Raw genomic sequence first — 25,864 nt, 5'->3', positions numbered from 1 at the left:
TCCAATGAGATTTGTGAGCGCCACGCCCGAACGACCTGAGACCGCCGGCGAGCCTGAGCTGCTCGCCTACGAGTCGGAAATCGCCGTACCCGCCAACGAGTCTGACCCGGCACGGGACGCGGTCGGACGCGCGAGTATCCCGGCGCCCACCCGCGAGCCCGCCTCGGTCAACGGCCTCGCCGCCGCCGTGCAGGGCGCCGCCCGGGCCCGCAGCGGCGGGGTGATCGAGGCGTCGCTGCGTGACTCCACGCCGCCGGCGCCGGTGGCGGCGCACGGGCTGACCGCCGAGGAGGTCGACCGGGAGTGGTCACCGGCGCGGTTGGCCGCCAAGGCCCGCTCCGCCACCCGGCCCACCCGGCACGCCGCCCGGCCCGGCCGCCGCCCGCGCAAACCGCGCCGACTTCGCGCCGCGCTCGCCCTGCTGGTCGTGCTCGCGCTGGCCGGCACGTTCTTCGCCTGGGTCACCGCCGACCCGATCTGGCTCGCGGTCGGACGCGGCGACAGCGGCACGGCCACCGTCACCGGCTGCGTGGGCTCCGGCCTGACCCAGCGCTGCAAGGGCTCGTTCACCTCGGCGGACGGGCAGTTCACCACCGAGGGTGTACGCGTGGTCGGTGCCACCCGGGCGCAGACCGCACCCGGCACGCAGATCCGGGCCGAGATGGTGCACGCGGGCAGCGCCACCGCCTACCTCACGGACGGCACCGTCATGACGCTGCGCTGGCTGCTCGGCCTGCTGCTGGTGCTGCTGTGCGGCCTCGGCATCGTGCTCGCGACCGGAGCGCTGCGGCTCGAGGACCGACGGGCCCGGCGCACGGCCGCCGCCTTCGGAATGGCCGCACCCCTGCTGGTCACGATCGGGTTCCTGGCCGCCGCCTACTGAGCCCTACTGCGCGTGAACGATCGTGTACACCTCGCGTCGGCGGACGCCGTGGCGCTCGGCGACGGCCGCGATCGCGTCGCGCCGTGAGCTACCGGCGGCCTCCGCCTCGGCGACCTCAGCCCGCAGCGCCTCGTCCGGCGGTCGGGTGGCCGCCGCCGGCGGCGCACCGGCCACCACCAGCGTGATCTCGCCCTTCGGCCCGGCCTCGGCGGCCCACTCGGCGAGCCCGCCCAGCGGCCGGCGGACGACCTCCTCGTAGGTCTTGGTCAGCTCCCGGCAGACCGCGGCCGGCCGGTCGGCGCCGAACGCCGTGGCCAGGTCCGCGAGCATCGCCGCCAGCCGGTGCGGCGCTTCGAAGAGCACCAGCGTGCGCTCCTCGGCGGCGAGCGCCGCCAGCCGGGTCCGGCGAGCGCCGCCCGTGCGGGGCAGGAAGCCCTCGAAGCAGAACCGGTCGGTGGGCAGCCCGGAGAGGGCCAGGGCCGTGGTCACGGCGCTCGGACCGGGTGCGACGGTGACCGGCAGGCCGGCGTCGAGCGCGGCGCGGACCAGCCGGTAGCCGGGGTCCGAGACGCTCGGCATCCCGCCGTCGGTGACCAGTGCGACGACGGCGCCGTCGCGGAGGGTCTCGACAAGCTCCGGGGTACGCCGCTCTTCGTTGCCCTCGAAGTAGGAGACGATCCGGCCGGCTACGGTGATGCCCAGGTCACGGGCCAGTCGGACCAGCCGCCGGGTGTCCTCGGCGGCCACGACGTCGGCTTCCGCCAGCGCGTCACGCATCCGGGTGGACGCGTCGGCCGGGTTGCCGAGTGGCGCACCAACCAGGATCAACCGACCGTTCCGGCCGTCTTCCGGCATCTCATTCCCCCTCGTACGCAACCGGCCTGCTTTAAGCCTGCCTGCCGAACACCCCAATTCGGTCCTGGCAGCCTACGATCGCGGGGTGACCCTGGCGGCGACGAGCGTAGCGAGCCCCGAGGCCGGGCCCGACGAGGCCGAGGCACCGGAGCTCCCCTCTGCCATACCGGCGCGAAACAGCGCGGTCCCCGACACCGTCCGACGCCGGCTGTTGCCGTTCGACGCGCGTCGCGATCCGTGGTCCTGGGCGGTCACCGGCTTCGTCGTCGCCGTCGCCGCGCTGGTCCGGTTCATCGGCCTGTCGAACCCGCCGGGCAAGATCTTCGACGAGACCTACTACGCCAAAGACGCCTACGGCCTGCTGAGCAAGGGCGTCGAGTGGAACTACAAGGACAACGTCGCCTCGTACGTCGTCCACCCGCCGCTCGGCAAGTGGCTGATCTCGATCGGCGAGTGGCTGTTCGGCTACCAGGACGCCGACGGCAACGTCCGCGCCGCCGGCCACCTGTGGACCGCCGCCCCGGAGCTCGGCTGGCGATTCTCCGCCGCCGTCGCCGGCACGGTCTCCGTGCTGATCATGGTCCGGGTCGCCCGACGGATGTTCGGCTCGACCGTCCTCGGCGGCGCCGCCGGCCTGCTGCTCGCGCTGGACGGTTTCCACCTGGTGCTGTCCCGCACCGCCATCCTCGACATCTTCCTGCTGCTGTTCATCCTCGCCGCGTTCGGCGCCCTGGTCGCCGACCGCGACAGCCGCCGCCGGCGCTGGCTGACGGCGATGGAGGCCGGCCTCGACCCGACCCGCCTCGGTCGCGCCGGCCGCCTGCCCTTCGCGTTCCCGTGGTGGCGGTTCGCGGCGGCCGTGCTGTTCGGCTGCGCGGTCTCGGTCAAGTGGAGCGCGCTGTTCTTCCTGCCGGCGTTCGTGCTGCTCATCCTCTGGTGGGAGTACGGCGTCCGTCGCACCGTCGGCGCCCGCCACCCGATCCGCGACACGCTCCTCGACGAGCTCGGCTGGGTCGGCATGTTCGTCGTGGTCGGCGCGCTGGTCTACGTGGCGAGCTGGAGCGGCTGGCTGCTCACCGACGACGGCTTCTACCGGCACTGGCTGGCCGACAGCGGCCGGCCCGAGCCCCCGGTCATCGGCGCGCTGCACAACCTGTGGCACTACCACTCGGAAGCCTTCAAGTTCCACGAAGGCCTCGACACCAAGCACACCTACCAGTCGTGGCCCTGGCAGTGGCTGCTGCTCGGCCGACCGGTGGCGTTCTACTGGTCCAACACCGGCACCTGCGGCGCCGACTCGTGCGCCTCCGAGGTGTTGTTGCTAGGTACGCCGGTGCTGTGGTGGTCGTTCCTCCCGGCCCTGGCCGGGCTGGTCTGGCTCGGCATCGCCCGCCGCGACTGGCGGGCCGGCTCGATCCTGCTGATGGTGTTCTTCGGCCTCGCGCCGTGGTTCTGGTACGCGATCGACAACGGCCGCACGATGTTCTCCTTCTACACCGCACCGGCGCTGCCGTTCATGGTCCTGGCCGTGGTCTACGTCCTCGGCGCGATCATGTATCCAGCGGGCCGAGCGGCGGTGGCGGCGAGTCCGGAGGCCGCCCGCAAACTGGCCGACAGACGCCTGGTCGGCGGCGTGATCGCAGGCGCGTACCTGGTGCTGGTCGTGCTCTGCTTCGCCTACTTCTTCAAGGTCTTCGTCGGCGACATCATGCCGTACGCGGACTGGTCCGCACGGATGTGGCTGGGGTCCCGCTGGATATAGCTTGTTGGTCGTGACCGATCCGCTATGGACCGGCGTCGCTGCGGCGCTGGTGACCCTGTTCGACGACGACAACGCGATCGACGAGCGTGCTACCGCGACCCACGCCGCCCGACTGGCCGATGAGGGCGTCCGCGCCGTCCTCGTCGGCGGCAGCACCGGCGAGGCCGACACGCTGACCGACGCGGAGCTCGCGGGCCTCACCGCAGCGGTCCGCGCCGCCCTGCCCTCCTCGGTGCCGGTGATAACCGGCGCGAGCGGTGCCTGGCGTGACGCGGCGGCGGCCCGCATCGCGGCCGCGGTCGGCGCCGGTGCCGACGCGGTCCTGGTAGCCCCACCCCGCCGCCCCGGCGACCTGCACGCGTATTACGAAGCCGCGGCGAAGGCGGCCGGCAACGCCCCGGTGCTGGCGTACCACTTCCCCGGCACCGCGGGCGGTGACGTGCCCGTGCCGGCACTGCCGGACCTGCCGATCGCCGGCCTCAAGGACTCGACCGGCTCCGCCGAACGCCTGCTCCAGGAACTCGCGGTCTGGGACCGAGCGGTCTACGTGGGTTCAAGCGCACTCGTCCTGATGGCCGGCGCGGTCGGTGCGGCCGGCGCCATCCTCGCGGTCGCCAACACACACCCGGCCGAATCGGTAGCCGCCTTCGCCGGCGACGCAACCGCGCAACGCGCCCTCCTAGAGCCCCACCTGAGGTCAAAAGAGCGATTCCCGGCGGGCCTCAAATCGCTCGTCGCCGAGCGCTACGGCACGTCCACCAGCACGCGCCTGGGCTGACCCCGCCACCGCGCACCTCGGCTGAAGGAACATCCGCCGCAGCCTGCACTGAGCCCGCGCCACCGCCGGCCTGGGCTGAGCCGCGCACCTGGGCCGAAAGGGCGGTCCGCCCCAGCCTGCGCTAACCCCGCGCCACCGCCCGCCTGGGCTAAGCCGCGCACATTGCGGCTAGACCGCGTCGCCGCGCACCTGGGGTTAAACCGCGTGAGAACCCGCACACCGCGACGGCGCCGGCACCAGCGGAGACCCCGCCGGCCACCCCGGCCCCGGGGGACCGGAGGGGGAAAGAAAGGGCGCGCCCCGATCGCCTGCCACGGGGGAAGCGGGCGATAGGGGCGCGCACATGGGAGTTTAACGAGCGGCGATCACTGGCACAACGGGTGATGCGGGGTAGATGTGCGGTCGGATTCCCGACGCGAGCATCGTCGAACAAGACTCACATGTGTCGCGTATTGGACAGGGCCTATCGCACACCGGGGCCGTCACCGACGTTGACGTTGGACGTCCATCCTGGTCACGGCGGCGATTTGCCATTCGGTCGCGCTCCCCGCACGGGGTACTTGTGATGGTGACGGCCGGTTCGGGCAGTTTTACGGACTGGGCCGACGACGCTCAGGCGAGTGACTCACCTCTCCTCATTGCGGAGAGTGCTTCTTACGCTTCCCCGCGTGATTCCGGACCAGGAACCCCAAACCGACATCATCGTCACCGCCGCTGACCCGACGGGCCCGCTCGGAGTGGCCCTCGGGCACGATGCCGCGCCGCCGATCTTCGTCGACGAGACCGGCCGCCGACGGCGCCTCGTGCGCTGGGCGGCGTACGGCATCGGCGCCGTCTGCCTCGGCTACACCGCGCTGGTCGGGGTCAGCATCGCCGGCGGGCCCGCGCTGCCGCACGCGTTGATGCCGTTCCCCGACCGCGTGCAACAACCCGATCGGGCTGGGACCCCGGCCGAAACCTCCCTACGCACCGCCTTCCGGCCGCCGAACCCCGGCCCGTTCGTGGCGCCGCTTCCGCCGCCGACCGCCCCGGGCGGCCCCGGCAGCGTGCGCACCTCGACCATCCCGGTGGCCGCCCGGCCGACGCCGAGCCCCGCCAAGGGCACGGCGCCGGTCTCACCACCCCCGGTCACCAGCGAGCCGACCCGTCCGCCGGAAGGCACCCTCCCTCCGTCGGATCCCACGCCACAGGTGCCGACCACGCCACCGACGCCCGACCCGGGCGGCAACGGTGCCGGGGGCGGCGACGCCGGCAGCGGCTCCGGAGGCGGCGGGAACGGCGGCGGGTCTGAGACCGGCGGCGGATCCGGCGGCGGCACCGGCAGCGGCCCCGACACCAGCAACGGCTCCGACACCGGCAACGGCGGCAGCACCGGCGGTGGCGGCACCGGTAGCGCCCCCGAGAACGGCAGCGGATCCGGCAGCGGATCTGGCGGTGGCACCGGCAGCGGCCCCGAGAACGGTGGTGGCTCCGACACCGGCACCGCGATCGGCACCGGCAACGACGGCACCGGCGACCCGATCGGCGGCTCCGACTCCGGCGGCGACAGCGCCCCCGAGGCGACCCGGACCACCGAAGCCACCCGGACCACCGAGGCGGTCACCGCCACGGCCGAGCCGGCACCCACCGCGACCGTCAGCGCCGCATGAGCGCACCGACCCGTGACCCCGCGGACGGGCTCGCCGGCATCGCCGGCGAGCCCGTCCGCGGGAAGGCCAGCGTCCCGGCCGGCATCAAGATCGGCCCGCAACGCGCGGAGTACCCGCCGCTGGACGAGCTCCCCGACCCGGACGAAGACACGCAGCCGATCCCGATCCCCCAGCCACCCGCGACCGGCCGCGCCACCGTGCCCGACAACCCGCCCCCGCGCTGGCCGCTCAACCTCAACGTGGCGACCCGCGTGCTGCCGAGCCAGCGCACCCGCACCCGACCCGACGAGGCGTCGACCGCCGTGATGCTGGCGCCGCCGCCACCACCGGCCAGCGCACCCCCGGTCGTACACGCGGATCCACCGCCACCCAAGCGGACCGCCCGCCGGGTCGTGCCCAAGCCCAAGTGGGTCGTCGCCGCGGTCCTGGTCTTCGTCTTCGTGAGCCTGTTGCTGGTCGAGGCGTACGCGAACGCCCGCTTCACCCCCGACCACCAGACCGAGCAGGGCGACACCACCGTCGTACCCGAGGAGATCCTCAGCGGCGGACCGATCATCAACGCGCGGCCGGGTGAGGACGCGCGCTCCTACCGGCTGCCCCCCAAGACCATCGCGCTCACCTTCGACGACGGCCCCGACCCCCGGTGGACGCCGCAGGTGATGGCCACGCTGGACCGCTACCACGCCAACGGGACGTTCTTCGTGATCGGCTCCCAGGTGGTCCGCTATCCCGAGCTGGCCCGGGACCTGGTCGGCAAGGGCCACGAGCTCGGCGTGCACACCTTCACCCACCCGGACATCGCGACGCTCCCCGAGTGGCGCCGGCGGATGGAGTACTCGCAGACCCAGCTCGCGCTGGCCGAAGCGGCCGGGGTGCGCAGCTCGCTGCTGCGGTTCCCGTACTCGTCCCGGGCCGACGCGATCGACGACTCCGCCTGGGACCTGGTCACCAAGGCCGGCCGGATGGGCTATGTCACCGTGGTCAACGACCTGGACAGCCGCGACTGGGAACGCCCGGGCGTCGACAAGATCGTCGCCAGCATGCTGCCCGAGGGCGACGCCGGCGCCGTGATCCTGCTGCACGACGCCGGTGGTGACCGCCAGCAGACCGTGCAGGCGCTCGACCGGTTCATCCCGATGATGCAGGCTCAGGGGTACAGCTTCGTCACGGTCTCCGACGGCCTGCGGCGCTCCCTGACCGACCCGGAGACCGGCGCCGCGCCGACGGTGCTGCCCAACCCGCCCGCCGCGGCCGCCGACCAGCAGCGCGGCCTGGCCCTCGCGACCGCGATCCGGATCGCCGACTGGTCGCTGGACTTCTTCGCGGTGCTCTTCCTGGTCGTCGGTGCCCTGACGCTGATCCGTACGCTGCTGCTCTTCGTGCTCTCCGGAACGCAGGCCAGGCGCCGCCGCGGCAACTGGTCGTGGGGTCCGCCGGTGACCGAGCGGGTCACGGTGATCGTGCCCGCCTACAACGAGCGGGAGGGCATCGAGTCGGCCGTCCGGTCGCTGGCCAGTGGCGACCACCCTGGCGGCATCGACGTGATCGTCGTCGACGACGGCTCGACCGACGACACCGCCGACATCGCCGAGTCGCTCGGATTGCCCAACGTACGGGTGATCCGCAAGCCGAACGGCGGCAAGTCGAGCGCGCTGAACACCGGCGTCGCCGCGGCCACCACCGACATCATCGTGATGGTCGACGGGGACACGGTCTTCGAGAGCGACTCGGTGCGCCAGCTCGTGCAGCCGTTCGCCGACCCGGAGGTGGGCGCGGTCGCCGGCAACGTCAAGGTCGGCAACCGGGCCACCCTGGTCGCCCGCTGGCAGCACATCGAGTACGTGATCGGCTTCAACCTCGACCGCCGGCTGTACGAGTCGCTGCGCTGCATGCCGACGGTCCCGGGAGCGATCGGCGCCTGGCGCAAGGACGCGCTGCTGGCCATCGGCGGGATGAGCGACGACACGCTCGCCGAGGACACCGACGTCACGATCGCGTTCTGCCGCGCCGGTTGGAAGGTCGTGTACGAGGGCCGCGCCCGCGCCTGGACCGAGGCACCCGCTTCGCTGAGCCAGCTCTGGCGGCAGCGCTACCGGTGGAGCTACGGCACCATGCAGGCGATGTGGAAGCACCGCCGGTCGCTGGTCGACGACGGGCCGTCGGGCCGGTTCGGCCGGCGCGGCCTGCCGTTCCTGGCGCTGTTCAGCATCGCGCTGCCGCTGCTCGCACCGGTGATCGACCTGCTGGCCGTCTACGGCGTGCTGTTCGCCGGCCGCCTGGAGACCGTGTTGGCCTGGCTCGCGATGCTCGGCATGCAGGTGGTGACCGGCGTGGTCGCGTTCAAGCTCGACAAGGAGCGGCTCACGCCACTCTGGACGCTGCCGCTGCAACAGTTCGCGTACCGGCAGCTCATGTATCTGGTCCTGATCCAGTCGTTGGTCACCGCCCTGACCGGCGGCCGACTGCGCTGGCACAAGCTGCGCCGCACCGGCGAGGCCGCGGTCCAAGCGTAGGTCAGGAATCCGTCAGCGCGGGAATGTCGGAATCTCTGGCAGGCTGACGTTTTGTGACGGTCGTGGTCGGGGTGGATGGAGCCGGTCGTACGCACCGGCTGCGCACGCTCGCCCCGCCCGACGCCGTCTGGGTGACCCCCGACCGGCCCGCTGTCCCGCCGTCCGCGGCGGCTGTGGTGGTCGACGATCCGCACCGGCTCGACGAGCCGACCCTGCGCGCGCTGTCCGATGTGGCCCGCCGCCAGGTGCCGGTGCTGCTCGGCCGCCGCCCGACCCTGGACCGGCCGGCGCTGGCCGAGCTCGACGAGCTCGCCGCACGTGACGGCGTCGTGCAGCTAGGTCCGCTCGACGCCGCCGGTGTCGCGGCCCTGACCGGGCGCACCGACCTGCACACCCCGTCGGCGGGCTGGCCGGCGATCGCGGCCCTGCTCGCCACCGGCGGCTTGCTCCCCCGCGTGCAGCGGCGGCTCACCACCGTGTCTCCGGGCGTTGCCGAGGTCGCGCGGACGCTCGCGCTCGGCCTCGACCTGACCGACGACGTGCTTGCCGAAGCCACCGGCCAACGTCCGGACGCCCTCGCCGACGCCCTGCGCACGCTGCGCGACCTGGGTTTCCTGGTGCCCGGCGCGGAGCGGCCGGTGCCCGCCGTCGCGACCGCGCTGCTCGACGACCTCGCGCCGGCCGAGCGCCGCCGGGTGCACGCCCGGGTGGCCGCCGCCCTGGCCGCCTCGGGCGCCGACCCGGTCGCGGCCGCGACCCAGTTGCGGGCCGCCCGGATCCGCACCGGCGCCGACGTGTTCCGCGCCGCCGGCGACCGCCTGCGCTTCACCGACCCGGCCGCCGCGATCGGTTGGTACGCCGACGCGGTGGACGCGGGCGCCGAGCCGGCCCTGGTCGCGGCCGGGCAGGCCGAGGCGGCGGCGCTGGTCGGACTCCCGGTCGACCCCGGCCCGGCCGGCGACCCCCACCGCCTTGCCCTGGTGGCCGGCGCTGTCGCGACGCACGACGGCCGGCCGGCCCGCGCGGCCGAGGTGCTGGCCGCCGCCGCACCACCCGGCCCGCTGCTGGCGGTGCCACCTTTGGTCGCCCTGGGCCGAGCGGCCACGGCCCGCGAGCTGTTAGCAAGGGACCCTTCCTATGCGGAAAGCGTTAACAAGGGGCCCTTGCTTCTCTTGGCTGAGGCGGTGCTGGCGGCGGGTGGGGATCCGGCGGCCGCCGTACCCCTGCTGATCGAGGCCGCCGAGGCGGCCGAGCGGACCCCGCCGGCCGTGGTCCTGCCCGATACGCCGCACGCGTGGGGAGCGGTCGTCGCGGTGACCGCCGGCGACGCCGCCACCGCCGAGCATCTGCTGGGCCGCGCCCTCGAACGCGGCGTCGGCGGGCCGGTCGGCACACAGCGGCACCGGCTGCTGCTGGCCTGGGTGCGGCTGCGCACCGGCCGCTACGACACCGCGGCCGCGGAGCTGCGGCGGCTGGGCAGCGGCCTGCCGGGCCGCGAGGTGCTGCTGGCGGCCTCGCTGCGCGCCGGGCTGGCCCGGCGCTCCGGTGACATCGCGAAGCTGCGCGAGGCGTGGGCCAGCGTCGAGCCCGTGCTGGCCCGGCAGGCCGTCGACCTGTTCCAGGTGGAGCAGGTCGAGGAGCTCGCGGTGGCGGCGACCCGGCTGCGCCGGCCCCAGCGGATCGCGCCGGTGCTGGCCACGCTCGACGCCGCGGTCACCGGCCTGGGCAGCCCGGCGGCCTGGACGGTGGCCATCGCGTGGATCCGGCTCCAGCTCGGGGTCGCGGCCGACGACGCGGCCGTGGTCGCCACGGCCGCCGACGCGATCGCCGCCGCCGATCCCGCACACCAACGCCAGCGCGCCCAGGCGGCCGCCGCGGTGGTGTGGTCACGCTCGATGGCCGGGACGGTCGACGTCGCGGCCGTGGTCGCCGCCGTCGACGGGCTGGCCGCGGCCGAGCTGCCCTGGGAGGCCTCCCGGCTCGCCGGGCACGCCGCGATCCGTACCGCCGACCCGGCCGCCGCCCGCCGGCTGCTGGAGGTGGCCCGCGAACTGTCCGGTGTGGAGCAAGACCGCTCCGGGGCCGGCGAGAGCAACACGGCCGGGCTGTCCGAACGCGAGGTAGAGGTGGCTCGGTTGGTGCTGGATGGCCGCACCCACAAGGAGATCGGGGCACAGCTCTACATCTCGCCGAAGACCGTCGAACACCACGTGGCACGGATCCGGGTGAAGGTTGGCGCGACCGACCGAGCCGAGTTCGTGGCCGCCTTGAAATCCCTGCTCAACACTGGTCAGGCGGATTCCTGACACTCCGCGTCATCAGAGGTCGATTTCGCGGTCTGCTGTGTACCGGCCGATCCCCCTAACCCCTCCCCCCAGCCAGGGGGGACTTCCCGATGTCCGGGGGGTGGCCCGGCGGCGACGCTGTATCCATACCCGCCAGACAGGCCGGGAGCGCGAGAGATCCTCTGAAGGAGGAACCGGAAATGCAGAACGTCGAGCTCACCAACCTCCTGGTCAACTTCGTCAAGCAGCTGGCGAGCGACCCGGGCAAGGCACTGCAGTTCGCCCAGAACCCCGAGGGCGAGCTTGTCGCCTCGGGCATCACCGAGCACGACCTGTCCGGTCTGGACATGCCCGCGATCGTGCAGCAGGCCTGCGGCGACCCCGGCTTCCCGGCCGACGCCCGCGGCGCGCTGCAGAGCTACACCAGCGGCGGCAGCGGTGGCGGTGGCGGCGGCTACTCCCCGCCCGCACACCACGTGACCTCCGGGCCGCAGTCGATGGAGCAGGTCGTGCAGCACCTGACCTACGTCACGCAGGTCACCAACAACGACAACGACGTGATCACCGAGATCCTCGACCAGAGCACCAACGTCGAGGTCGGCGACGACTTCGACGGCGACATCGACGTCGACAGCAACGCCGCCAACGCGTCCGGCGCCGGCGCCGTGGCCGTCGGCGAGGCCGACGAGGTGAACGCCGCGACCGGGGCCAACTCCCAGGTCGTCGACGGCGACATCGAGGGCGACAACCTGTTCAACAGCGACGGCGCGGTCAGCGTCGACGGTGACCTCGAGGCGCCCGTCGTGACCGGCGTCAACACCGGCATCGTGGCCGACGGCGACGTCGACCGGGCGATCATCGGCAACAACAACGAGCAGCAGGCCAACGACGTGGACGTCGACGGAGACAACGACGGCGTCATCAACTTCGGCGACGGCGACGTGAACAACGTCAACGACTCGACGCTCGACAACTCCAACGTCGGCTCGGGCACCAACATCGCCGACAACGACGACTCCGCGATCGGCCTGGGCGACGGCGACGTCACCAACGAGGACAACGACACCACCAACACCGAGACCACGACCATCGACGCCGACGACTCGGTGGTCAACACTGAGCAGGGCCCTGGCGACCAGGACGCCGAGTTCGACCAGGACTTCGACGTGGACGTCAGCCTGCCGCCGGTACGGACGCTCGAGGAGGCCGACGAGCCGTCGCTGCGCGACGCGCAGGACCACGAGGACGCCCCGGCCTGATCCAGCCAACTCCATAACCACTGCACCGCAGCGGGCGGTCGGACCGGAAGGTCCGGCCGGCCGCTGCGCCGTACACCGAAGGGATCGCAGCGATGACCCAGCCAGCCACCGCCCTGGTTGACCTCGGCGTCAAGGCCTGCACGGCGTACGGGCGGGAGGATCTCGCCGCGCGGCTCGGCCGGACCCGGGCCGGGCTCGACGACCCGGCGGTGCACATCGTGGTGGCGGGCGAGTTCAAGCAGGGCAAGAGCTCGCTGATCAACGCGTTGCTGGGCATCGCGGTGTGCCCGGTCGACGACGACGTGGCGACCGCGGTGCCCACCTTCGTGCGGCACGGCGAGGAGAAGACCGCGACCGTGGTGCACGACGGCGACCCGCCGCGCCGCACGCAGGTCGACTTCGCCGACCTGCGCCGGCACGTCGTCGAGGGCGACGAGGGGCGCCGGCCGGCGCGGGTCGACGTGACCGTGCCTCGCAAGATCCTCAACGGCGGGCTGGTCCTGGTCGACACCCCGGGCGTCGGCGGGCTCGGTTCCGCGCACGCGGCGGCCGGCCTGGCCGCGATCTCGGTCGCCGACGCCGTCCTGTTCGTCACCGACGCCTCGCAGGAGCTCACCCGCAGCGAGGTCGAGTTCCTCCGCCAGGCGCGTGAGCTGTGCCAGACGGTGGTCTGCGTACTGACCAAGATTGACTTCTACCCGGCCTGGCGACGGATCCGCGACCTGAACGCGGGCCACCTGCGGATGGTCGGCGACCTGCAGTTGCTGCCGGTCTCCTCGCCGCTGCGCACCCGCGCGGTGCGCGCCAACGACCAGCCGCTCAACGTCGAGTCCGGGTTCCCCGACCTGGTCAAGTTCGTGCAGGAGCGGGTCGGCGGCGGCGCCGCGGCCCGCCGTTCCGCCGACGCGGCGGCCGAGGTGCTCGCGGTCTGCGACCAGCTCACCGGCCAGTTCACCGCGGAGCGTGGCGCGCTGGCCGACCCGGCCAACGCGCAGCAGATCGTCGACGACCTCAACACCGCCAAGCGCCGGGTCGAGGAGTTGAAGACCGCCGCCGCGCGGTGGAGCGTGACCCTCAACGACGGCACCGCCGACCTGACCGCCGATGTCGACTTCGACCTGCGCGACCGGATCCGCAAGATCACGTCGGAGGCCGACGACGCGATCGACGAGGTCGACCCGGCCGACATGTGGCCCGAGATGGAAGAGTGGCTGCGCGCCCGCATCTCGTACGACCTGCTCGGCAACTACACCTACCTGCGCCGCCGGGCCACCGAGCTCAGCGAGGTGGTGGCCGGCCACTTCCAGGAGGCGTCCGGCGAAGCGATCGGCATGCTCAAGGTCTACAACCCGACCCCCTTGGTCGAGGAGCGCGCGGTCGAGCACCGCATCGAGCTGGCCCGGATGACCGCCGGCAAGCAGGTGATGGTGGCACTCAAGAGCGCGTACGGCGGCGCCCTGATGTTCACCATGCTGGGCAGCCTGATGGGCGTCGCGCTGGGGCCGATCGGCATCGGCATCGGCGTGGTGATGGGCCATCGCGGCCTCAAGGACGAGAAGAAGCGGCAGTTGGAGAAGCGCCGCGCCCAGGGCAAGAACGCGATGCGCCGATACTGCGACGAGATCAGCTTCGTGAGCGGGAAGGACAGCCGGGACACCGTGCGCCGCGTGCAGCGCCAGCTCCGCGACCACTACACCCGGCTGGCCGACGAGCTCAACCGGTCCACGGCGGCCGCGGTGGCCGGTGCCACCAACAACGCCAAGCGCTCGCAGGCCGAGCGCCAGAAGCGACTCAAGGACCTCGACGCCGAACTGACCCGCCTGGGCCAACTCCGCGAGCGCGCCCTCAAGCTGAGTGCGGCATGACGCTCGTCGAACGGACGCGGGCGGCGTTGACCCGGGCCGCGGGGGTCTATCGGGGCAGTGGCTTCGACGGGCGGATCGCCGAGGTCCGTGAGCGGCTCGACGAACCGCTGCGGGTGGCGATCGCCGGCCGGGTCAAGTCCGGCAAGTCCACTTTGCTCAACGCGCTGGTGGCCGACCGGCTCGCGCCGACCGACGCGGGCGAGTGCACGCGGATCGTCACCTGGTACCGCGACGGGCACACCTACCGGGTCACCCTCCACCCGCACACGGGCGACGCGCGCCAGCTCCGGTTCACTCGCGACGACGGCGCGATCGAGGTCGACCTGGGCGGCACCGCGCCGGAGGACGTGCACTCGCTCGACATCACCTGGCCCACGCAGGCCCTGCGCCGGGCCACGCTGATCGACACGCCCGGCATCGGCTCGCTCTCCGAGCGGGTCACCCGGCGGGCGTGGGAGCTGCTCGCGCCCGACGACGAGGAGACGCCGGCCGACGCGGTGCTCTACCTGATGCGCCACCTGCACGCCAACGACCTGGAGTTCCTGCACGCCTTCCACGACACCGAGGTGTCCCGGCCCAACCCGGTCAACGCGATCGGTGTGCTGTCCCGGGCTGACGAGATCGGTGTCGGGCGGCTCGACGCGATGGCCTCCGCCCGGCGGATCGCCAACCGGCTGGCCGGCGACGCCAACGTGCGGCGGGTGGTGCAGACCGTCGTACCCGTGGCCGGCCTGCTCGCGGAAACGGCGGCGACGCTGACCGAGTCCGAGGTGCGGCACCTGCGGGCGGTCGCGGCGCTCGAGGTCAAGCCGGCCGAGGAGCTGCTGCTCACCGCCGACCGGTTCGTCAACGCGCTGCCCGAACTGGGGCTGACCTCGATCGAGCGCGAGGCGCTGCTGGCCCGTTTCGGGCTCTACGGCGTCCGGCTGGCCAGCACGCTGCTGCGCCAGGACGCGCAGATCACCGCAACCGGGCTGGCCCGCCAGTTGACCGAGCGCAGCGGGCTGACCGACCTGCAGGAGGTGCTCGGCTCGCTGTTCTTCGAGCGCCGCGACGTGCTCAAGGCCCGCTCGGCGCTGCTCGCCCTCGACTCGCTGGCCCGCACCAAGCCCCGACCCGGCAGCCCGGCCGTGGCGGCCGAGGTGGAGGAGATCGTCGCGTCCGCGCACCCGTTCAACGAGCTGCGGGTGCTGGCCACCCTGCGCGCCGGCTGGCTAGGTGGCAAGCCGGCCGTGGTGGACGAGCTGGAACGGGTCATCGGCGGCACCGGCACCGCGCCGCACGTCCGCCTCGACCTGCCGCCGGACGCCGCCGCGGGCCAGATCCGCTCGTCGGCGGCCGAGGCACTGGTGCGCTGGCAGCGACGCGCGGAGAACCCGATGACCGCACACGAGATGGCCGTCGCCGCCCGGGTGGCGGTGCGCTCCTGTGAGGGGCTGCTGGCCGACCTCAACGGTCGGGCCCGCTGACCATGCTCCGCCGCTCAGCCGTCGAGCTCGTCCGGCTCGTCCGCGTCGTCCCCGTCGTCGGAGTTGTCCGCCGCGTCGAGGTCGGTGAAGCCCTCGGTGTCGTCGGCGAGGTCGTCGGGGTACTCCGAGGGACCCCCGCCGACGGCGACCGGCTCGTCGTCCAGGTCGCCGCCGGGGTCCGTGTCGAGGTCGAGGTCCGGGGTCTGCCCGGAGGTGTCGCCAGAACCGAAGGCCAGCTCGCCGACGCCGGGGTGGTCACCCTGCGGCACGTCGAGCGGCACGTCGTCGTCGAGCTCGGTGCCGGGCTCGGGCGCGGTGGCCAGCAGCTCGGCCCAGCCGGCCGGCTCCTCGAGCTCGGACTCCACCGGGACGCCGCTGTGCGCGGTGACGAACGGCGCGAGGTGCTCGGCGACCTCCGCGGGTGCGCTGCCTGCGAAGCTGACGACCGCTTCCGCCACCAGGTCCGGCGGCAGGTCGTGGCCCGCTCCGGCCAGCGCCGCAGCGTTCGCCGACGGGTCACCGACGAGGTCGGTGAAAACGTCCTTCAGCGGTCGCGCGTCCATGTGCCCAACCCTAGGGCGGCGGGCGGTGCCCGGCGTCGGGGACATCCCCCTCCCGCACCCCCCTCGCCCGGCCGGGGTCGGACTCCCGACAGCATCCGGACCGCCGTCCTGCCATCAAGAACACTCGATCCAGCAACTGCCCACGACCACCGGAGCGACCGCGATGTACGCACTCGGCGTTGACCTCGGCACCACCTTCACCGCGGCCGCGACCTGGCGTGCGGGTCACGCGGAGATCGCCTCGCTGGGCAGCCGGGCGGCCGCCGTGCCGTCGGTGGTGCTGCTGCGGGAGGACGAGACGTTCCTGACCGGTGAGCCGGCCAACCGGCGCGGGCTGAGCGAGCCGCACCGGGTCGCGCGGGAGTTCAAGCGCCGGTTCGGTGACACCACGCCGATCCTGCTCGGCGGCGTGCCGTACTCGGCCGAGGCGCTGATGGGCCGGCTGCTGCGCTGGACCATCGACGAGGTGTCCAGCCGGGAGGGCGGTGCGCCCCGGGCGATCACCGTGTCGCACCCGGCCAACTGGGGTCCGTACAAGACGGACCTGCTACGCCAGGCCGTGCGGCTCTCCGGCGTCGAGGAGCCCGTCTCGTTCATCACCGAGCCCGAGGCGGCCGCGGTGTTCTACGCGAGCCAGCAGCGGATCGACACCGGCGCCGTGGTCGCGGTCTACGACCTCGGCGGCGGGACGTTCGACGCGGCCGTGCTGCGCAAGACCGCACAGGGCTTCGAGATCCTCGGCCAGCCGGAGGGCATCGAGCGACTCGGCGGCATCGACTTCGACGCGGCGGTCTTCCACCACGTCACCCAGGCACTCGGCGGCAAGCTGGCCGAGCTCGACGAGGACGACCCGGCCGCGATCGCCGCGGTGGCCCGGCTGCGCGAGGAGTGCGTGGCGGCCAAGGAGGCACTGTCCGCCGACACCGACGCGTCCATCCCGGTGCTGCTGCCCAACCTGTCCACCGAGGTCCGGCTGACGCGGGGCGAGCTGGAGGGCATGGTCCGGCCGGCCCTCTACGGCTCGATCGAGTCGTTGCGGCGGGCGCTGCGCTCGGCCGGTGTCGAGGCCGAGCAACTGCACTCGGTGCTGCTGGTCGGCGGCTCGTCGCGGATGCCGATCGTCGCCCAGCTCGTGGCGGCGGAGCTCAACCGGCCGGTCGCGGTCGACGCGCACCCCAAGCACGCGGTGGCCCTCGGCGCGGCCCGGCTGGCCGGCGCTCCGTTGGGCGGCACCACGCAGGCACCGGACGCGGGCTCGGCGCGCGGCTCCGCCACGGTGGTCATCCACCACCCACCGACCCGGGCCACCGGCTCGGCCCCGGTGAGCGCACCACCGATGCCCAGCGCCCCGATGCCCGGCGCGCCCGTCAGCTCGCCTCCGATGCCGGCCCGCCCGGTCTCCCCGGCTCGCCCGATCTCCCCCGCCCGGCCGATCTCCCCCGCACCGCGGCCAACCTCCGGCGCACCCGTACCGCAGCCACTGTCAGGCATGACCCGGCCGCGCACGCCCCAACCGGCCGAGGCCACCCCGCGGACCCAGGCGTTCGCCCAGGGCCGCGCCGGCTCGGGACCCGCGCCGACTGTCGACCCCCGCCCGCACCGGATCGAGTACGCCTACCCCTCCGCCCCGCCCGCACCCGCGCCGACCAGGCCGGGCCGCAACCGGACCGCTCTGGTCGCGGGTGTCGTCGTGGCGGTCCTGGCACTGGCCGGAGCGGCGATCTGGGTCAACCGCGACAACCTCGGGTTCGGCGGCGCCGACCCGACCCCGACGCCGGGCAACACGGGAGCCGCGAGCGCGGTGGTGCTGCCACCGGAAGAGCAGTGCACCGAGGCCATCCAGAGCAACGCCCGTTGGGTCTGCATCACCGCGGCCTTCGTCGACAACACGAAGTTCGTCGTCGAGTACGACGTCGAGTGGGGCGGCGCGACCCCGCAGAACGTCGGTGGCTTCCACCTGCACATCTACGGTGGTGACGGCACGAACCCGCCGGCGGCGCGGATGGGCTTCCAGTCCGACCAGCCCGGCCGGTTCTACCTGGAGGACAAGCAGCCGTCGGTGCGCTCGATCGAACAGGGCAACTACCGCGATGTCATCGGCACCAATCCGAAGGTCTGCGCGCGCATCTCCGACGCCGCCGACCTCCTGGTCAAGGACCAAGAGGGCGGATACGAAACGGGCAACTGCGTAACCATCCAGGACCGTCGCTAGCAAATAGCGTTTCGCTTTCGCAAAAAGGCCGGATCGGCGACCGACAACACACAGAACGCAAGGCAGACTCGCTTGCGTGGTAGTCAACCGCGACACGGCGCCGGTCGGCCGGTCCGACGTGCTCGACCAGCTGCACGCCCGGCTCACCGCCGGCGAGAGCGTGGTCGTCCACGGACCCGCCGGCATCGGCAAGTCCACCGTGCTCGCCGCCTACCCGGCGCTCGCCGGCGACCCGATCGTGCTGCGCGCCAACGCCGCCGAGGTCGAGTCCGGCCTGCCCTACCTGACCCTGGTCGACCTGTTCGACGGGATCAGCGGCGACGGCCTGCCCCGCCATTTGCGGGCCGCGTTCGACGGCGCGTTGCTGCGCGGTGCCGCGCCGGTCACCGCGCAGGACCAGCTCGCGGTCCGGCTCGCCACGCTCGAGGTGCTCCGCCGGCTCGCCGCCAACCGCACCGTGCTCCTGCTCGTCGACGACCTCCAGTGGGTCGACCCGCACAGCGCCGGCGTGCTGCGTTTCGTCGCCCGCCGGCTGGGCGCCGCCCGGGTCCGGCTGCTCGGCGCCGAACGGGTCGAGTCGGCCGGCCCACGGCACACCGACCTGTGCCCAGCGCCGGTCTCCGAGCTCCTGCTCCCGCCGCTGACGGAATACGACACCGCCGACCTCCTGCGGGTCCGGTTCGGCCCGGTGCTGTCGCTGTCGACGATCGCCCGGGTGCACGAGGCCAGCCAGGGCAACCCGCTGCTCGCCGTCGAGCTGAGCCGCACCCTGGTCGCCCGGAGCGGCCCGATCGGGGTCGACCAGCCGCTCCCGGTGCCAGAGCGGCTCCGCCCGCTGCTCGCCCAGCGGGTGGCCAGCCTGCCCGCACACAGCGGGCCGGTGCTGCTGCGGGCCGCTGCGGCCGCCCGGCCGACGGTCGCCCTGATCGGCGGCGACGGCGACGCCAAGGACGGGCTGGACGCCGCGGTGGAGGCCGGGGTGGCCACGGTCGGTCCCGACGACACGGTCCGGTTCGCCCATCCCCTGCTGCGTGAGCTCGTCTACGCCGACGCCGCCCCGAGCGCCCGGGCGGCCGCGCACGAGCACATCGCCGGACGCACCGACGACTCGGTCGAGCGGGCCCGGCACCTGGCGCTGGCCCGGCCGCACGCCGACGAGGACCTGGCCGCGCAGCTCGTCGAGGCGGCCACCACCGCCCGCATGCGCGGCGCCCCCGCGGTCGCCGCCGACCTCGCCGAACGCGCCGCCGAACGGACGCCCGACTCGCTGCGCGGGGTCGCCGCCGCGCGCCGTTACGCGGCCGCCGGGTATGCCGACGCCGCCGGCCTCACCGCCGACGCGCACCGGCTGGCCTCCGCGGCGCTCGCGGCCGCCGACGACCCGGCGGTACGCGTCGGCGCGCGGCTGCTCATCGTCGACCTCGCCGGCCAGGACCAGTCGGCCGTAGGTCCGGTGCTCGACGCCGCGTTCGCCGACGCCGGCGACGACCCGGGGCTGCTCTGCCGGGTGCGGCACTACCGGGCGCTGAAGGCCTACTACGACGCCGACATCGAGTTCGCCGACGCGGAGCTCAAGCGGGGCGAGGAGGAGGCCCGCGAGGCCGGCGCGACCGAGCAGCTCGTCTCGTTGCTGGCCAGCCGGTCCCTGATCCGCGGCGCGCACGACCCGGAGAGCGCCCGGCTGCTCAGCCACGTCGCGTCGCTCGCCGCCGACCTGCCGCCGAGCACCGAGAGCGTGCACGCGGCGGCCATCTACGCGCGCGGCCGGGCGTACGCCGGGGACATGGCCGAGGCGACCCGCGTGATCGAGGCGCAGCGCGACGCGGTGCTGCGGTCAGGCACGCTGCGCGACCTGTCCAGCGTGCTGCTCGCGTCCGCGTCGATCTACTTCCGTTCGGGCCGGGGCGCCGACGCCCTGCGTGCCGGGCGCGAGAGCATGCGGCTGATCCTCGACATGGAGGCGACCACGGGCCACGGGCTGGTGGCCGGCGCGATCGGCGAGACCCTGGCCGGCTCGCCCACGGTCGCGGCCGGGCTGCTCGTGCAGGCGATCGAGGCCTGCTCCGCGGCCGGCGACGAAGACTGGCTGCGCCTGGCCCGCGCGGCGTACGGCCAGGTGCTGCTCTTCCAGGGCGCGCCCGAGGCGGCGGTGATCGAGTTCCGCAAGGCGCAGGAGCTAGAACGCCGCCACGGCCGCAACGACCCGGCGATCTTCCTGTGGCATGCCGACTTCGTCGAGGCCCTGGCCGCGACCGGCCAGCTCGCCGAGGCGGTGGAGGTGCTGACCGAGACCCGCTCGGTGGCCGCCGCGCTCGGCCGCGACGTCGTCCAACTCGGACTGTCCCGGGCCGGCGCGCTCGTTCGGGCCGCCGAGGGCGAGCCTCGGGAGGCGGCGATCGAGCTCGCCGAGGCGCTGGCCGAGGCGGGCGACCACCCGTACCCGCTGGAGGTCGCCAAGGCCTGGCACACCCTCGCCACGCTGGAGCGGCGCGCGCACCGACGCGGCGCGTCCCGGTCCGCGCTGGTCCAGGCGGTCGCCGGATACGCCACGGTCGGCGCGGCGCCGTGGCTGGCCGCGGCGGAGGCCGAGCTGTCCCGGCTCGACGGCGGGCAGGGTCCGGGGCTGTCCGAGACCGAGCGGCGGATCGTCGACCTGGTGCTGTCCGGCGCGACCAACCGGGAGATCGCCCGGACCACCCACCTGTCGGTGAAGGCGATCGAGGCGAAGCTGACCCGGCTCTACCGGCGGCACGGAGTGCGCAACCGGGCCCAGTTGACCCGGGCGCTGGGCGGCGGGTCACCGGGCTAGCGGAAACCAGGTCAGGCGGCTCGGTGCTTGTTAGGTTCGCCCATGGCGGAGGTCTTCACCGGCGCAAGGGAGGCCTGGGCGCGATGGCTGCCGAACAGCCACGGGACGACGAGTTCGAGTCGATTCTGCGTGACCGCACGATTTATCCGGTTTTCCAGCCGGTTGTCTCGATCGTCGACCAAACAGTTGTCGGATTCGAGGCGCTGGCCCGGGGACCGGCGGGCCGCTACGAGACCGCGCCGGCGCTCTTCGAGGTGGCGACCCGGCTCGGCCGCTCGGCCGACCTCAACTGGCTCTGCGCGGGGGTGGCCGGCGAGCACTTCCTCGCCTCCGAATTCACCGACTTCGCGCTGTTCGTCAACTTCGACCCGCTCACGCTGCGTGGCCCGTTCCGGGATCGGCTGCTCGGCGTGTTCGCCGACCTGATGCGGGAGCGGCAGGTGATCATCGAGATCACCGAGCGCGCGGTGACACAGGATCCGCCGGCCCTGATGGACGCCGTCATCCAGGCGCGGCGGCTCTCCGCCCGAGTGGCGCTCGACGACGTGGGCGTCGAACCGTCGAGCCTGGCCGCGATGCCGCTCGTCAACCCCGACATCATCAAGATCGATCGAAGCGTGGTGCAGGCGCACTCGTCCACCTGGGCGGTGTCGCACGTGGTCAACGCGGTGCTGCACGAGGCCGCCCGGAGCGGCGCGCAGATCCTCGCCGAGGGCATCGAGGACGAGGGCAACCTCGAGGTGGCCCGTTCGCTCGGCGCGACCCTGGCGCAGGGCTACCTGTTCGGCCGGCCCGGGCCGCTGCCGGCCGTGGCGAACCGCTCCACGTTGGAGCTGGCCCGGGTGACACCTCGGCAGGTTCCGGAGCAGACACCCTTCGAGATGCTCTCCCGCACCGACGCGGTGCACCTCACGACCGCGCCGCTGCTGGCGGCGATGACGGGGCACATCGAGAACCAGGCACTGCACACCTCCGACGCGGCCATCCTGGTGGTCAACCTGGCCGACGCCGCGAACCTCGACGACGAGGCGCGGCTGCGGTACGGCTACATCACGACCAGGGGCATCGAGGTGTACCTGCTCGGCCACGGCATGGACCCCACGCCCGCGGGCCGGGCACGCGGCGTGCCGCTGGCGGCGGACGACCCGCTGGTGCACGAGCGCACCGTGCTGTTCATCGGCAGCCACTACGCGAGCGGTGTGTTCGCGCGCGAGCACGCCGACGGCTTCGAGGCCGGTGTCTGCTACGACCGCGAACGGGTCGTCGCATCCACCCTGCCGCTCGTGCGCCGCCTCGGGCCTTAAAGGGGTTTGTGGTAGACCACGAAGTCGCAGTCCGTGGCCAGTTGGGGTTGGAGCGCCGGGTACGCCAGCTCGAACGGGTCGCGGCGGACTTCGCGATAGCCGAGCCGGGTGTACCACTCCCGCAGGAACTCCTTGACCGGATGCGTCCAGCCGCGCGGCACGAGCAGTTCGAGCTGCATGACTCTCAGGCCCGCCGCCCGCGCCCACCCTTCGGCGAACGCCACCAGCTCCCGCCCGATGCCGACGCCGCGCTGTTCCGGGCTGGCGACGAGCATCCCGAACTCGCCCTCACCGCCGGGCAGCCGCTGCACCCGCACGACCCCGACGACGGCCCCGTCAAGCCGCGCGACGGCCAACTCCCCGGCCTGAACCACCGCCGCCACCTCAGCGACGTTCGTGCGGTCGGTGCCGGGCTGCCACAGGCCCTTCTCGGCGTCGGCGTAGACCCGGTTGATCAGGTGAGTGACCTCCGCAATGTCGACGGAGTGCTCGATCGAGATGTCCAGCGCCATCGGAAAACCGTATCGCCCGCGGGTGACCAGCCGCGGACCTGGCAAGCGCAGCGAAGCGGAGCGATCCCCGGCGGGAGCGACGGTCGTGCCCACGGCGAACCCGGGAAATGGTCCGGATCTGAAAGGGGCGCCCGCGAAAGATCGCGGACGCCCCCTCAACCTGGGTTACGCCACGACGAAGAGGTTGGTGCTTCCCACTGTCGTGGTGCCGTCGGTGTACTCGATGACGCCGAGATACCGCTGGCCCGGCGTCAGGCCGCTCCACGCCGCCGTGACGCTGGCCGCTCCGCCGGCCGTCACCGGTTGGCTGGGCGGAGTGACGGTCAGGTTGCCGGCGTTGCCGGCCGGTACGGCCCAACGGTGGTGCTTGACTTCGAGCGGACCCGATGCGGCGAACAGGACGACTTCCACCACATACGTGCCGGGCTGGGTCAGCGTCACCGACTCTTCCGCGGTGCCTCCGGCGCTCTGCCCGACCTGCGTCGGCGGGCCGCTGGGGTTCAGCCGATAGACGGTGAGGTCGATGTCGGTCCCGGTCGGGTAGTCGGCGTCGAACGTCGCGAACCTGGCCACCTTGGTGCCCTCCGGCACGGTCACATCGACCGTGACGGCCTCGTTGGGCGCCAGGGTCCACCGGTCGACGGTGGCGGCCTGCAACCCGTGGCCTGACGCACCGAGCGTGCCCGTGTAGCCGGGCGTCACCGGCAGCGCGACCTGACCCGACGCGCCCGACCCGCTCTGCTCGAGCCGCACCGCGGCCGCCACCGGCCGGATCGCGATCGCACTGCGCACGTCGTGGCCGAGCAGGTCGCGCCAGCGCAGCGAGCCGAAGGACCATTCACCGAGGGCGGCGGTGGTACGGGTGAACGTCACCTTGAACGACTGCTTCTTGCCCGGCAGCAGCGCGATGATCTTCGGCGAGACGTCGACCTTGATGCCGGGCGGTGCCTGCACGGTCGGCAAGTACAGCGCCGGCAGCTTGCTCACGTTGGTCACCGTGCGGGTCAGGGTCTGCTTGTGGGCCAGGTCCCCGACGGAGAGCGCCGGGTTGTTGAAGTTGCTCGGGTCGACCGAGCCGACGCTGTCACAGGCGTCACCGACGTCCGCTCCGATGCCGCACGCGTACTGGAGCCACTGCGTGATCCCCGAGTCGTAGACCAGGCCCGGGTCGAACGCCTCGTTGGCGGCGACCTGTCCGGCGCCCATCTCCAGCGGGTTGGCGTCGGTGCCGTCGGCCTGGTCCTGGATCGGCTGGCCTTCGTTGTCGCGCACGCCGGCCGTGGTCATCAGCGCCGACTTGACCATCATCGGCGACCAGTTCGGATGCTTGGCCAGGATCAGCGCGCCGATGCCGGCGATGTGCGGACTGGCCATCGAGGTGCCGCTGTTGGTGTCCCAGAGGTTGCCGTTGTGGCTCTCGGGCCCGGTCGCGGCGACCACGTCGACGCCGGGCGCCATGATGTCGGGCTTGAGCAGGTCGCCGCCGGTGGAGGCGCCGGGGCCGCGGCTGGAGAACGTCGCCACCAACGGGGCGCGGACCTTGGCGTTGCTGGCGGCCGAGATCGTCGCGGTCGGGTTGCCTCCGGCGCCGATGTACGCCTTGATCGCCGCGCCCGCGGTCTGGTCGACGTGGATCGACGGCACCGCGTGGAAGTCGGCGTTGAGCGAGTTGGCCGTCGGGTTGAACTGCACCATGCCGACACCGCCCGCGTTCTTGACCGCGAGGCTCTTGTCGACCCGGGCGTTGTTGCCGCGTTCGCAGAGCACGATCTTGCCGGCCACCTTGGCCGGGTCGAGCGACGGCGGGTTGCTGACGCACTGCGCGGCGGACTGCTCGGTGCTGCCCGCGGCGCCGCTGGTGCGAGCGTCGACGATCGGCGCGGACGCCGCGACCGGCCCGGTGCCGGCACCCTGGAAGACCTGCCCGTTGCCGAGCGTCACGGTCTTGGTCGCCGACCGGTCGTGGGTGCCGGCGGCGACGGTGGTCGTCCACGGCATGCCGTTGTCGACGGTGGCCGCGTCCGGACCGGAGTTGCCGGCCGAGGTGGCGACGAACACGCCGGCGTTGGCGGCGTTGAGGAAGGCGAGCTCGACAGCGCTGAAGCTGTCGAGGCTGTCGCCGATCGAGTAGTTGATGACGTCGACACCATCGGCGACGGCCTGCTCGATCGCGGCGACGATGTCGGTGCTGTTGCCGGTCGACTGGGTGCCGGCGTTGTTCGCGTACAGCACCTTGTAGATCGACAACCGGGCCGCGGGCGCCATGCCGGAGATGACACCGGCGACGCCGCCGTTGATGGTCGCGGTCACGTTGTGGTTGCCGCCCGCCGTGCTGGCGGTGTGCGAACCGTGCCCGTAGTAGTCGCGCGGCGAGTCGAACTCACCCGCGTTGGCGTGGGAGATCTCCCCGTCCGACGCGTACCAGCGCGCACCGATCACCTTGTTGTTGCAGGTGATCGGCCGCTCGACGCCCGGGTCACAGGAGCCGTGCCACTTGGCGTCGATCGTCTTCTGGTCCCTGCGCGGCGTCGGCAGCGGCCCGAAACTCGGGTTCTCCGGCCAGAAGCCGGAGTCGATGACACCGATGATCATTCCCTCGCCGGCCCGCTCGGGGCTGCCGAACTCCTTGCGCCAGGCCCCACTCTTCCCGTCGAGCCCCACAAACGCCGGCGTCGTGAACGTCTCGGAATGCACGACCTCGTTCTTCCAGACGTTGGCGACGCCCGGCGTCTTCTTGAGCCGCGCGGCCTCGGCCACGGTGAGCTCGGCGGAGAACCCGGCGAACACCAGCGTGTAGTCATACTTGACCTTGCCGCTACTCACCCCGGCGCGGTCGAGCACCCGATTCCTGGCCTGGGCAAGATGCTGCCGGTACGCCCGAACGTTCTTGGCGGAACCGTCGAGCTTGGCCCCCGCGGCGACCCGGGTGGGCGCCAACCCCGCGACACCACCGTTGTAGGTGGCGGCCGGAGCCTCGGACGTCTGCACGATGTACGTCTGCGTAGGCGCACCCGCCGCGCCGACCGCAGGCGGTGCGGCCTGCGCGGAGGCGCTGGTCAGGGTGAACGCGGACAGGGTCGCGGCAGCGACCAGCACGGCAGCCGAGCGGCGCCGCCCAGCACGAGGGATGCCCAACATGGACGGCA

Annotated in this window: 16 protein-coding genes; 12 read left to right on the top strand and 4 right to left on the bottom strand. The window is 73.0% G+C overall.

Annotated elements, in window-relative coordinates:
• Positions 1-13 precede the first annotated feature (13 nt).
• Positions 14-883: a hypothetical protein gene (locus tag BLV39_RS15180; RefSeq protein WP_090792022.1), complete on the top strand. Its 870-nt coding sequence runs from the start codon at positions 14-16 to the stop codon at positions 881-883.
• 3 nt (positions 884-886) lie between these two features.
• Here BLV39_RS15180 and rsmI read toward each other — a convergent pair whose 3' ends face one another.
• Positions 887-1,738 (bottom strand): 16S rRNA (cytidine(1402)-2'-O)-methyltransferase, encoded by an 852-nt coding sequence (gene rsmI / locus BLV39_RS15175; protein WP_090792019.1) that lies wholly within the window; start codon positions 1,736-1,738, stop codon positions 887-889.
• 85 nt (positions 1,739-1,823) lie between these two features.
• On the opposite strand from rsmI, the gene BLV39_RS15170 reads away from it, so the two are divergent.
• From BLV39_RS15170 to BLV39_RS15135, 8 genes are all read left to right on the top strand, one after another.
• On the top strand, positions 1,824-3,500 hold the full coding sequence (locus tag BLV39_RS15170; RefSeq protein WP_090792016.1) for a dolichyl-phosphate-mannose--protein mannosyltransferase: 1,677 nt from the start codon (positions 1,824-1,826) through the stop codon (positions 3,498-3,500).
• Between the two features lie 10 nt (positions 3,501-3,510).
• Positions 3,511-4,278, top strand: coding sequence for a dihydrodipicolinate synthase family protein (locus BLV39_RS15165; protein WP_176984931.1), 768 nt, complete (start codon positions 3,511-3,513; stop codon positions 4,276-4,278).
• 668 nt (positions 4,279-4,946) lie between these two features.
• Positions 4,947-5,927, top strand: coding sequence for a hypothetical protein (locus tag BLV39_RS15160; protein ID WP_090792011.1), 981 nt, complete (start codon positions 4,947-4,949; stop codon positions 5,925-5,927).
• Positions 5,924-8,440, top strand: a complete 2,517-nt coding sequence (locus BLV39_RS15155) for a bifunctional polysaccharide deacetylase/glycosyltransferase family 2 protein (protein WP_239083631.1) — start codon at positions 5,924-5,926, stop codon at positions 8,438-8,440. The genes BLV39_RS15160 and BLV39_RS15155 overlap by 4 nt, the downstream gene beginning before the upstream one ends.
• 53 nt (positions 8,441-8,493) lie before the next feature.
• Positions 8,494-10,746, top strand: coding sequence for a helix-turn-helix domain-containing protein (locus tag BLV39_RS15150; RefSeq protein ID WP_090792008.1), 2,253 nt, complete (start codon positions 8,494-8,496; stop codon positions 10,744-10,746).
• A gap of 179 nt (positions 10,747-10,925) precedes the next feature.
• Positions 10,926-11,984, top strand: coding sequence for a hypothetical protein (locus tag BLV39_RS15145; protein WP_090792006.1), 1,059 nt, complete (start codon positions 10,926-10,928; stop codon positions 11,982-11,984).
• A gap of 92 nt (positions 11,985-12,076) precedes the next feature.
• On the top strand, positions 12,077-13,849 hold the full coding sequence (locus BLV39_RS15140) for a dynamin family protein (RefSeq protein ID WP_090792003.1): 1,773 nt from the start codon (positions 12,077-12,079) through the stop codon (positions 13,847-13,849).
• Positions 13,846-15,318, top strand: a complete 1,473-nt coding sequence (locus BLV39_RS15135; RefSeq protein ID WP_090792002.1) for a dynamin family protein — start codon at positions 13,846-13,848, stop codon at positions 15,316-15,318. The genes BLV39_RS15140 and BLV39_RS15135 overlap by 4 nt, the downstream gene beginning before the upstream one ends.
• Before the next feature lie 14 nt (positions 15,319-15,332).
• Here the strand turns inward: BLV39_RS15135 and BLV39_RS15130 are convergent, their stop codons facing one another.
• Positions 15,333-15,881 carry a hypothetical protein gene (locus BLV39_RS15130; RefSeq protein WP_090791998.1) on the bottom strand — a complete coding sequence of 183 codons (549 nt, stop codon included), beginning with the start codon at positions 15,879-15,881 and terminating at the stop codon, positions 15,333-15,335.
• Between the two features lie 163 nt (positions 15,882-16,044).
• Here BLV39_RS15130 and BLV39_RS44165 point away from each other — a divergent pair, with 163 nt between their 5' ends.
• The 3 genes from BLV39_RS44165 to BLV39_RS15115 all read left to right on the top strand — a co-directional run bounded on the left by BLV39_RS44165 (position 16,045) and on the right by BLV39_RS15115 (position 22,206).
• Positions 16,045-18,093, top strand: coding sequence for an Hsp70 family protein (locus BLV39_RS44165; RefSeq protein WP_090791995.1), 2,049 nt, complete (start codon positions 16,045-16,047; stop codon positions 18,091-18,093).
• A 76-nt stretch (positions 18,094-18,169) separates the two neighbouring features.
• Entirely contained in the window at positions 18,170-20,902 is a 2,733-nt protein-coding gene (locus BLV39_RS15120) for an AAA family ATPase (RefSeq protein WP_090791994.1), read from the top strand.
• 83 nt (positions 20,903-20,985) lie between these two features.
• On the top strand, positions 20,986-22,206 hold the full coding sequence (locus BLV39_RS15115; protein WP_090791986.1) for a sensor domain-containing phosphodiesterase: 1,221 nt from the start codon (positions 20,986-20,988) through the stop codon (positions 22,204-22,206).
• Here BLV39_RS15115 and BLV39_RS15110 read toward each other — a convergent pair.
• Entirely contained in the window at positions 22,203-22,718 is a 516-nt protein-coding gene (locus tag BLV39_RS15110; protein ID WP_090791982.1) for a GNAT family N-acetyltransferase, read from the bottom strand. The genes BLV39_RS15115 and BLV39_RS15110 overlap by 4 nt on opposite strands.
• A gap of 165 nt (positions 22,719-22,883) precedes the next feature.
• Positions 22,884-25,856, bottom strand: a complete 2,973-nt coding sequence (locus BLV39_RS44790; RefSeq protein WP_090791979.1) for a S8 family peptidase — start codon at positions 25,854-25,856, stop codon at positions 22,884-22,886.
• Positions 25,857-25,864 lie beyond the last annotated feature (8 nt).

Origin of the sequence: Asanoa ishikariensis (assembly GCF_900107455.1) — a bacterium.
GTDB lineage: Bacteria > Actinomycetota > Actinomycetes > Mycobacteriales > Micromonosporaceae > Asanoa > Asanoa ishikariensis.
This window is presented reverse-complemented; position numbering and strand designations above follow the sequence as displayed.

Excerpts from the sequence above, each read along its gene's own strand:
- rsmI (WP_090792019.1), bottom strand. The coding sequence starts at position 1,738 with ATGCCGGAAGACGGCCGGAACGGTCGGTTGATCCTGGTTGGTGCGCCA.
- BLV39_RS15155 (WP_239083631.1), top strand. The coding sequence starts at position 5,924 with ATGAGCGCACCGACCCGTGACCCCGCGGACGGGCTCGCCGGCATCGCC.
- BLV39_RS15145 (WP_090792006.1), top strand. The coding sequence starts at position 10,926 with ATGCAGAACGTCGAGCTCACCAACCTCCTGGTCAACTTCGTCAAGCAG.
- BLV39_RS15140 (WP_090792003.1), top strand. The coding sequence starts at position 12,077 with ATGACCCAGCCAGCCACCGCCCTGGTTGACCTCGGCGTCAAGGCCTGC.
- BLV39_RS15135 (WP_090792002.1), top strand. The coding sequence starts at position 13,846 with ATGACGCTCGTCGAACGGACGCGGGCGGCGTTGACCCGGGCCGCGGGG.
- BLV39_RS15130 (WP_090791998.1), bottom strand. The coding sequence starts at position 15,881 with ATGGACGCGCGACCGCTGAAGGACGTTTTCACCGACCTCGTCGGTGAC.
- BLV39_RS44165 (WP_090791995.1), top strand. The coding sequence starts at position 16,045 with ATGTACGCACTCGGCGTTGACCTCGGCACCACCTTCACCGCGGCCGCG.
- BLV39_RS15115 (WP_090791986.1), top strand. The coding sequence starts at position 20,986 with ATGGCTGCCGAACAGCCACGGGACGACGAGTTCGAGTCGATTCTGCGT.
- BLV39_RS15110 (WP_090791982.1), bottom strand. The coding sequence starts at position 22,718 with ATGGCGCTGGACATCTCGATCGAGCACTCCGTCGACATTGCGGAGGTC.
- BLV39_RS44790 (WP_090791979.1), bottom strand. The coding sequence starts at position 25,856 with ATGTTGGGCATCCCTCGTGCTGGGCGGCGCCGCTCGGCTGCCGTGCTG.